We start from the raw sequence: 9,476 nt of genomic DNA, 5'->3' as shown, positions 1-9,476 counted from the left end.
ATGACGTTGGATATTATCTATCTTTCCACCAATCAAATTATTGCTATCAATGCCATTCAAATAAAAGTTTATTCTCCTACTGAACAAATCGGGGTGAAAGATCCCGGTCTCCTTGATTCTGCAGTGAACAGACCCAGACAAACTGTTTTCGAGAATGATGCTTACCCATCTATTCATGAAAAGGCTGCAGCCTTATTCGAATCCATTTCAAAAAATCATGCGTTCCAGAACGCAAACAAGAGGACAGCTCTCGCTTCCCTTATTATGTTTCTGAAGATCAATCATTATCAATGGATAATGGGAATAGAAGAAGAACAGGATTTTGTTGTAGATGTCGTCAACCATAAGTATGATTTTAAAGCTATCGCAAGAATCATCAAAGAGAACATAAAGGCCTTATAAAAAAGGTTCGAGTTTCTATGAATACTGCTAATATGGATTTGGTGGGGTCATCGCTTCATTACCAGGATTCGCAACTGTACGTGATGGTATTTCACACACTTTTACGAATCCACTTGTAAATGGGGCCGTTACAACAAACGTGTTATCTGGTTACTGGTTCTTCGTCTGGTGGAATGGGAATTCGCTTAGTGCGATGGGAGATAAGTATATACAAGCTATTAAACATTATAATATTCCTCCCGAAGTAATGCACCGTGTCATAGCGATGGCATCAGGCGGGATGGATTCGTTACCCCATAACAGCGCTGTAATACCTTACTTGCGGTTACAGGCTTAACACACAAACAATCATATGGAGATATCTTTGTGATTACAATTTTTAAGACACTCGCAGCATTTGTAATTATTCTTGTCTACAGCTTAACTGGGCTAGGTTAATAAAAAGGAAATGGAAGGTCATTATAATTTGCACTTAATAGCGGGTGCTTTACTTCACTACCAGGAGCTGATTAGCAGCTCTTTTTTGTATGAAAAAAATAAGCACTCCATATTCAAATTTTTGAAGGACGTAAATGTACTATATTTTATCTGGTTACGCAGTTTGTTTTTCAGATGGAGCGATTGTATAGCCTTTCCTTTTTAGTTATTCGATCATTTTTAATTCTTTGTTAATTTGTTTTTCTTCAAGGTAATTTAAAACCTAATTCATAAAAGTCACGTAATCAATCTTCGTATGTATATTTATTTGATTTTTCATTACCAGGGACACCTCTCTGATTAGGTAGAACGTAAAGTGGCACTGGCAAATGAATTGGAAGAATTAAAGATTATCAAAAAAACTGGTTGCCTTCGCTAGAGTAGACCCAAATGTTCACTCATCAATTATCCATCCATATTGGGTGAGCTTCTTTGTAATAGACTTGCCTATTCTCTTGATTATCGAAAAAATTAAAAAAATGAGGAAAAGTTTATGACAAAGTTATCGATCCAACAGCGATTCTTGCTTTTGATTACAAAAGTTTTTAATCCCTCTGAGCTGTTATATTCTTAATAATAATAATTTTTCCTTAGAGCAACAATCTTTTAGAAAACAGCCTAAAAAAAGGGTGTAAACGGTTACTTTAAACTAAACGAAGGTGTATAGGAATGTAGTTAATTGTCGAAATAATCTAATATCATCGGAGATTGCTATAGGTTATTATTAAATAAACTGGTAATTTATCGCATATAAAATGGTCGTCTGTTTAAACAACAAGGCTCAACTGAATGCAGCCGCTGGAGGGATTTGAGTGAGTATAGCTATTGAAGAAAAACCGTCATTTCTATATGCTAATTTAGAAGATGGAGTATTAATAGAAAAAGTCCGACAAGGAAATATGGAGGCATTAGAAGTTCTCTTGAAGAAATACCAATCATTTGTAAAGGTTAAGGCTAACAAGTACTTCCTAATTGGGGCAGATAAAGAAGACATTATCCAAGAGGGGATGATAGGATTGTTCAAAGCTATTAGGGATTATAATGGCGAGAAACAATCTTATTTTAAAGCGTTTGCAGAACTATGTATCACGAGGCAAATTATTACAGCCATCAAGGCAGCTACTCGTCAAAAACATACTCCGTTAAATTCTTCTATTTCGCTTGATATGCCCATATATGAAGAAAATCCGAACCATACTCTTATGGAAGTAACGACAGACACCGTTATTTCTGATCCCGTTGCGATATTGATTGATAAAGAATCTGCTGATGATTTGGAATTAAAATTATCTGAGGTTTTAAGTCCGTTAGAAAAGAAGGTTTTGGCTTTTTACTTAGAGGACCTTACCTATATAGAAATGTCTGATAAATTAAATACTCACGCCAAGTCTATAGATAATGCGTTGCAGAGAGTGAAGAGAAAATTGGAGAGTTTATTGGAACTTAGAAATAGCCAAGCAATAGAAGGTCACCTTCAATAGATAAAAGAGTCGTTAACTATTAAATTGCTTTTTTGCCAAAGGATTATAAAATTCTTTGGCTCTATGTGTTTGAAAAACCTTAATAGTATTTTAAGTACAAAACGGTACAGTGAAATTAAAAATAATTATTAAAAATACAACAAACACCGGTATGGAAGGAAGGGCACAGATGTTAAAGAAAGATTAAAACGAGTATTCTCGCAACAAGCAAGTGGAATAGACTATGCCATTCTACTAGCACCATTGCCTGGAATTACTACGATTCCTCTACTTAGCAACTATGAGTCTTGTGATGAATAACACTGAGTTTAAAGCCGTCCATTCCCATAATGTGAAGGTAAACTACTATATCAATCATTTAGCATCTTCATCCTTGAAAACAAATAAGAAAAGTGAGCAATAAGAAGATGAAAGTCAGCTAAAGAAAGATCTGTATACAAATATATTATCGCTGGTTTAATAAAGTTCGAGAGTTTAATTTCAAAAAAGTATTTGCAACAAAAAGAGCCGGAGCAAGGGTGAAGCTTGCTCCGGCTTTATTACATGAAAGAAATAGAGAAGTACTGATCTGCCAAGGGGGAGAAGATCGTTCACTGATAGTTATTAAAGGTATAATAAAAATGTATTGGTACCTAACTATTATTTTGGCAGCCAACTGCTCATATACGCATCATCTTCTATAGCGTGTGCTTCTTTTACGATATACAGCGGACGGAATGTATCGACCATGACTGCTAGTTCACGCGTTTCTTTTTTACCGATACTTGCTTCAATTTTACCTGGATGTGGTCCATGAGGTAAACCACTTGGATGAAGGGTAATCGATCCGGTTTCATCTACCGCGGCGGCTCATAAAGTCACCATCCACATAATATAGTACTTCATCACTTTCCAGATTGCTGTGGACATAAGGAGCAGGGATGGATTCTGGATGATAGTCATACATACGTGGTACAAATAAACATACAACTTAATTATGTGCTTCAAACGTCTGATGTACTGGCGGTGGCTGATGAACGCGTCCGGTTATTGGTTCAAAATCTTGAATGCTAAAAGCATAAGGGAAGAGGTAACCATCCCATCCAACCGCATCAAGTGGATGAAAATCATAAGTATAGGATGTGATCATGCCTTGTGCCCGCACTCTGATTTCATATTCTCCTTTTTCATCTTTAGGCTCCAATTTTTCTGGTGTCCGAAAATCACGCTCGCAATAAGGTGAGTGCTCAAGAAGTTGGCCAAACTCATTGCGATAGCGCTTTGGTGGTATAATCGATGAATTTGATTCAAGGATGAAAAAGCGAGCTTCTTCTGATTCCAAGACGACGCGGTAAGTTGTGCCAATCGTTAATAAAATAACTATATAACAGAAGAAACTCGTCAAAAAAAAGTCTTTGCTCATGAGAGCAAAGGCTTCTTTATTTTCTAAAAAAATTATCGTTATCTGGTAATTCAATAATTTTAGCTTCTTCGATTAAACCTTGGTCAATACTTGACACTCTTTCTCTTAAAATAGGGACTATATAATGTCCTTTTATATCTTTTGATAATTTAAAAATAGTATCAAGTTGGTTAATAAGTAATATAATGAGGCTTTTACGCATATAAAGAAAAAATACTATCCAGATTCTTTAATAAAAATTCAAAGCATAAACAATCAATGATCCCTTAATAGTCCATACAGCAAATCCTTACTCCGCTTGTGCTTTTATTGTGAGAATTAAGAAAAATGATAGGTAGAAGGTGACGAACATGGAAGCAATCGTCCTAGCTGCTGGATATTCCAGCCGAGCGAATGCATTTAAAATGACTTTGCCGATGGGGCAAATGAGCGTGTTGGAGCAAACGATCTCTAAATTTGAAGACTTATGCAGCAGGGTCATCGTCGTAGCTGGGTTTCAAGCGGAAATCATCCAAGAGGAAATTGCCAAAATCATCAGTAAAAATGCCTATTCATTTCAGATCAAGTTTATTTATAATGAAAACTTTAACCAGGGAATGTTTCATTCCATTCAAAAGGGCTGCAACGAAGTAAATGCCCTAACCTTCTTTATAACACCCGGAGATTGTCCGCTTGTTAAAAAAGAGACTGTTCAGCTACTAGCAAAACACAAAGGAAACGTGGTTATTCCCAGCTTTGACTATAAAGGCGGCCATCCCATTAAATTATCAAGCGAAGTGAAACAGATAATTCTCGAAACCAATCCAGAAAGTAATTTGCGTGTGGTCCTGGGCGGTTACGAAAAGCAATACATGAATGTAGATGATGCGGGAGTATTAATGGATGTTGATACACAGGAGGATTACCAAAAAGCCATTGATTATGAAAAAGCTTTAAATTTCTCGAAGTAAAAATATAATGAAAAACTACGAAAATCTTGAATAGAAATGAATCATAAAAGATCATTCTTATTGATAAAATCGTAGGAAGAGGTTTCTATTCAGAATATGTCCCTTTAAAAAAATGAGTCGAAGGGTGTTGTTGCAATGAATCTCAAAGACATAAGCACCTCAGTGCCCAAAAAGGACCATAAAGGTAAAGTATCGGGCCAGTTGCCCTATATTAGTGACGTGAAAGTGGAAAATATGGTTTATGGTGTTTTGTATCGATCGCCAATTGCTTATGGAAAAATCATAACCATTCAATTACCTAACCTTCCGGAAGGGTATGAAGCTGTTGGAGCAGAGCATATCCCCGGACCGAATTATGTCAAAATTATCAAAGAAGATCAGCCCATTTTTGCCAATGAGTGGGTCAATTATATTGGTGAGCCGATTCTCATGCTCACGGGCAAAGACCTGGATATCCTGTACAGTTTGTTAAATGAAGTGAAGGTTGAATTTGAAGAACATCAGGCTATCTATACATTGGACGAAGCGATCAAGCAAAAATCAGTATCCTTAGTTTTGGCAAGCTATGAATTTGGGGAAAGCTTAGAGAACATTTCAGCTATCGAGCAGGGAGCCCATCAAATCATCGAAGAAGAATATGATACGGGTTATCAGGAGCATGTCTACCTTGAGCCGCAAGGAATGCTCGCCGTTTATAAGGATGATGAAATTGTCGTCCAGGGATCGATGCAATGTCTTTATTATATAAAAAATGCATTGCTAAGCGCATTAGCCTGTGGTGACGATGAAGTTAGAGTTGTCCAAAGTCCTACCGGCGGAGGTTTTGGCGGCAAAGAAGATTATCCTTCGATGATGGCTTGTCACGTAGCCGTTGCCGCAAGAACAGTCAAAAAATCGGTAATGCTCGTGTTCGACCGCTCTGAGGATATGCTGGTTACGACGAAAAGACATCCGGCCAAACTCAAATATCGAACGGCCTTTGATAAGGAAGGAAATATTTTGAGCATGTGTGTTGACATCTTTCTCGATGGAGGGGCAAATGTGGGATTGAGCTCTGTCGTGCTGCAGCGCGCATTAATAAACGGTGCCGGTGTTTATAAAATTCCGCATTTTCATGCAAAAGGCTATGTCTTAAAAACCAATACCGTTCCGAACGGCGCCTTCAGAGGCTTTGGTGCTCCACAAAGCTTTGCCGGAATCGAAAGTCATATTGGACATCTTAGTAAACTGGCAAAAATCGACCCGCTTGAATATAAACGAAAATACCTCGTCAAACAAGGGGACCCCACAATCACCAAAGGTAAATTCCGGGACCCGATATTAGTGGAAGAAATGATTGAGGACGTACTCAACGTGTCAGAATACAAAAAGAAAAAAGAAGACTTTCAGCGCTTAAATCAACAAAATCAGCGCTATAAAAAAGGCATAGGAACTTCGTTGTTCCTCCACGGCTGTGGATTTACAGGCAGTGGCGAAAGAGATCATATTAAAGCAACGGTGAAGCTGGTTAAATCAAAGGACGACCAGGTATCACTAAAAATCTCAAACTCCGATATGGGACAAGGTATTTTGACGACGTTGTGTAAAATTGTCGCCAAAGAACTTAATCTCCCGTTCGAAGATATTTTGTACCCTTATCCCGACACAAAAGAGGTTCCCGACTCGGGTCCCACCGTAGCTTCCAGAACGACGATGATTGTCGGAAAACTGCTTGAACGGGCCGCAAAAAAACTTAAGGATCAGTGGCAAACAGGGGTGGAACAGGAAGTAGTTGAGCACTATGTTCACCGTGAAATGATTCCTTGGGACGAGAAAACCTTCACTGGAGATGCCTACCCGGCTTATTCATGGGGCGTTAATATCGTTGAAGTAGAAGTTGATACGTTAACAGGAAATATAAAGTTAGAAAAAGTATACGGTAATTATGAAGTTGGGAAGGTCATCGATGAACGGATTATGAAAGGCCAAATTGACGGTGGTTTGGCTCAAGGGCTAGCATACGGTTATCTAGAAAAGATGACGTCAAAGCAAGGTAGAATCCAACAAAAAAGCATATCGGATTATGGACCGCCGACTTCATTGGATGTTGTTTCAATTGAAAGCAGGGTCTTTGATAACCCCTATGCTGATGGTCCATACGGGGCGAAGGGCGCAGGTGAATTGACTTTAATCGGAGGCGCTCCAGCAGTCCAAGCTGCGATCGAGGATGCCCTGCAAACTTCTTTTCAGCAACTTCCGATTACACCGGAAGTCATTATTGAAAGTCTTTGGACGAAAGAAGGTGAAGAGGGTTGATTAAATTCACACTAAATGGAAGAACGGTAGAAACTGACGCCCCTGCTACAGCAAGATTACTAGATTTATTAAGAGATGAGTTTGAGTTAATCGGAACAAAGGAAGGCTGTGGTGAAGGGGAGTGCGGAGCCTGCAGTGTTTTTGTGAATAACCTCCTGCAAAACAGCTGCCTTATTCCAATTGGCTCGATTGCTGGTGCCGATATTCAAACGATCGAAGGCATCATTGAAACGAAACAATTTAAAATTTTAGATGAGAGCTATTCCATCGCCGGGGGAGTGCAATGCGGCTATTGCATTCCGGGGATGATTATGGCAAGTGCAGCTTTGTTATCTAAAAATCCTCATCCTTCAGAGGCTGAAATTCGTGAAGGCATCTCCGGAAATCTGTGCCGATGTACGGGTTACAATATGATTGTTGAGTCGATTAACCTAGCAGCTAAAAAAGGTGATGGCTTATGGTAGAGAAAATAACAGCGTATCGCTTCGAGCGTTTAGACGAAACGTTGAGCCAATTGAATAGAGAAGATTGTGCAATCATAGCCGGAGGCACCGATGTTATGGTTCTTCACAAAAGTAGAAGGGGAGTACCTCCGAAAATCCCTAAACCGATTGTTTTTATTAATCATCTTTCCGAATTAAAGCAGGTGTATCAACATCACAAGGATCTCCACATCGGGGCCTGCTGTACCTATAGTGAATTACTTGAAAATCCGTTGATTCCTTTTGCTTTAAAGAATGCAATTAAAACAATTGCTGCCCCGGCAATTAGAAACCGGGGAACATTAGGCGGTAATATTTGCAACGCCTCTCCAGCCGGTGACATGCTTCCTTTATTATATGTATACAATGCAAAGCTTCTGTTGCGCTCCGTAAATGGTGATCGTATGGTTACGATTAGCGATTTTATTCAAGGTCCAAGACGGGTTCAACGCTTTCACAATGAAATAGTAACGGAGATTATTCTGCCGTTCGTATTAGAAGATTCACATGTCGTTTTCGAGAAAGTCGGCAACCGCAACGCAGATGCCATTGCCAAAGTATCGTTTGCGGGTTTCGTCCGGATAAGCAAAGATCGAATCGATGACATTCGATTTGCCTTCGGGGCGGTCGGACCTACGATGGTTCGTTCCATTGATATTGAGAAGAAGCTGGTTGGAAAAACGATACCATTAGCCGATGCAGACATCGCTGCGATTGTGGCAGCCTTCGATAAGATCATAAGACCAATCGACGATCAACGCTCCACTGCGGCATACAGAAAAACCGTTGCGTTACATCTTTTACGTTATTTTCTTAGAATGAAGCAATATCAACCGAATTAATGTTTAAAAATAGGGGGGGGCTTTTCATGCTGCTGATGGAAAAAGTGTCCATGCTGACGCTTCAAAACGAAACCTTTGCTTTAGCCATGATTATTGAATCAAAGGGCTCGACTCCCAGGCATGTTGGAAAAATGATTGTCTACCGGGATGGTACCATTGAAGGGACTGTCGGAGGGGGCTTGGCTGAACACTATGTGATCGAAGATAGTGTAAAGGCGATCCAAAATGGCCAATCGAAAATCGTTGAATATAAATTGAATAAACATGCAAAAGACGGAATTCAGATGAATTGTGGCGGCACGTTACGGGTCTTTATTGAAGTCTATACAAGCAGGCCTGAACTCATTCTGGCTGGGGCCGGTCATTTAGGCTATGCGTTGGCAAAGCTTGCTGATTTCCTCGAATATCCTTATTGCATTGTCGATGATCGCGTTGGTTATTGTACGAAGGAACGCTTTCCTAATGCGACAAACCTTTTTGTGAACGAGGATATTGGAAAGGCTTTGCTCGCAGCCAATCTAAATGAAAAGTCATATGTGGTAATTGTTACAAAAGATTGTGATGATATTGTATTAAAAACGGCACTGCAATTTCCGATTGCATATGTTGGGATGGTCGCCAGTAAACGCAAGGTCATAAGCATATTTGAAAAGTTAAAAAGTGAAGGGGTCAAGCAAGAACAGTTAGAGCAGGTCCATTCTCCAATCGGATTGGAAATTGGCTCGGAAACATCAGAAGAAATTGCCATCAGTATTATCGGACAAATCATCAAAGTAAGCAAGGAAAAAGAGCCTGTAAAAGTGAAACAATTAAATAGATAAGTAGAAAGGTGTAACACCTGAGGGAGATAAAGCTAAAATCAAAATGTCTAATAGACAATGGGGTCAGTCCCCGCTGTGTTAAAGTATTAACTCAGTGGGCCTGACCTTTTTTCTTTGATAAAAGCGGATGCAAAACGAATTGATGAGGAAATAGACCTTATGAGAGATTGGGAGGAAAGTAGGAAAAAATGTAATCATGTATTCGATAAAGAGAATGGTTTCTGGCAACACTCTCAATATGGTGGAGGTCTTTCTTGGCATTATAGGTGTAAGGATTGTGGTGGGTTCTTTGATACTGGCGAATATTATGATTAACACCGATAT

Annotated in this window: 7 protein-coding genes and 2 pseudogenes; 8 read left to right on the top strand and 1 reads right to left on the bottom strand. The window is 39.2% G+C overall.

The window, feature by feature from the left end; translation table 11 throughout:
- The 3 genes and pseudogenes from J7J00_RS26530 to sigH all read left to right on the top strand — a co-directional run bounded on the left by J7J00_RS26530 (position 1) and on the right by sigH (position 2,360).
- Positions 1 to 402, top strand: a complete 402-nt coding sequence (locus tag J7J00_RS26530) for a type II toxin-antitoxin system death-on-curing family toxin (RefSeq protein WP_214796017.1) — start codon at positions 1 to 3, stop codon at positions 400 to 402.
- 31 nt (positions 403 to 433) lie between these two features.
- A pseudogene (locus J7J00_RS26525) lies at positions 434 to 840 on the top strand (GntP family permease); the annotation flags it as partial.
- A gap of 851 nt (positions 841 to 1,691) precedes the next feature.
- On the top strand, positions 1,692 to 2,360 hold the full coding sequence (gene sigH / locus J7J00_RS26520) for an RNA polymerase sporulation sigma factor SigH (protein WP_214796015.1): 669 nt from the start codon (positions 1,692 to 1,694) through the stop codon (positions 2,358 to 2,360).
- Positions 2,361 to 2,999: 639 nt separating this feature from the next.
- On the opposite strand, the pseudogene J7J00_RS26515 reads toward sigH, so the two are convergent.
- Positions 3,000 to 3,717 (bottom strand): annotated as a pseudogene (locus J7J00_RS26515) (homogentisate 1,2-dioxygenase); the annotation flags it as partial.
- A gap of 395 nt (positions 3,718 to 4,112) precedes the next feature.
- Here J7J00_RS26515 and J7J00_RS26510 point away from each other — a divergent pair.
- The 5 genes from J7J00_RS26510 to J7J00_RS26490 all read left to right on the top strand — a co-directional run bounded on the left by J7J00_RS26510 (position 4,113) and on the right by J7J00_RS26490 (position 9,152).
- Positions 4,113 to 4,712 carry a nucleotidyltransferase family protein gene (locus J7J00_RS26510; protein WP_214796013.1) on the top strand — a complete coding sequence of 200 codons (600 nt, stop codon included), beginning with the start codon at positions 4,113 to 4,115 and terminating at the stop codon, positions 4,710 to 4,712.
- Between the two features lie 135 nt (positions 4,713 to 4,847).
- Complete coding sequence (locus tag J7J00_RS26505; protein ID WP_214796010.1) at positions 4,848 to 7,007, top strand: xanthine dehydrogenase family protein molybdopterin-binding subunit; 2,160 nt, start codon at positions 4,848 to 4,850, stop codon at positions 7,005 to 7,007.
- Positions 7,004 to 7,471 carry a (2Fe-2S)-binding protein gene (locus tag J7J00_RS26500; RefSeq protein WP_214796008.1) on the top strand — a complete coding sequence of 156 codons (468 nt, stop codon included), beginning with the start codon at positions 7,004 to 7,006 and terminating at the stop codon, positions 7,469 to 7,471. The genes J7J00_RS26505 and J7J00_RS26500 overlap by 4 nt, the downstream gene beginning before the upstream one ends.
- Positions 7,465 to 8,331, top strand: coding sequence for an FAD binding domain-containing protein (locus tag J7J00_RS26495; RefSeq protein WP_214796006.1), 867 nt, complete (start codon positions 7,465 to 7,467; stop codon positions 8,329 to 8,331). Before J7J00_RS26500 ends, J7J00_RS26495 begins: the two co-directional genes overlap by 7 nt.
- A 26-nt stretch (positions 8,332 to 8,357) precedes the next feature.
- Positions 8,358 to 9,152 (top strand): XdhC family protein, encoded by a 795-nt coding sequence (locus J7J00_RS26490; protein WP_214796004.1) that lies wholly within the window; start codon positions 8,358 to 8,360, stop codon positions 9,150 to 9,152.
- The last annotated feature ends 324 nt before the right edge of the window (positions 9,153 to 9,476 follow it).

This window comes from Bacillus sp. ISL-4, assembly GCF_018613275.1.
In the GTDB taxonomy this organism is placed as follows: Bacteria; Bacillota; Bacilli; order Bacillales; family DSM-1321; genus Peribacillus; species Peribacillus simplex_E.
The sequence above is the reverse complement of the archived record's forward strand: the minus strand, read 5'-3'. Positions and strand labels throughout refer to the sequence as shown.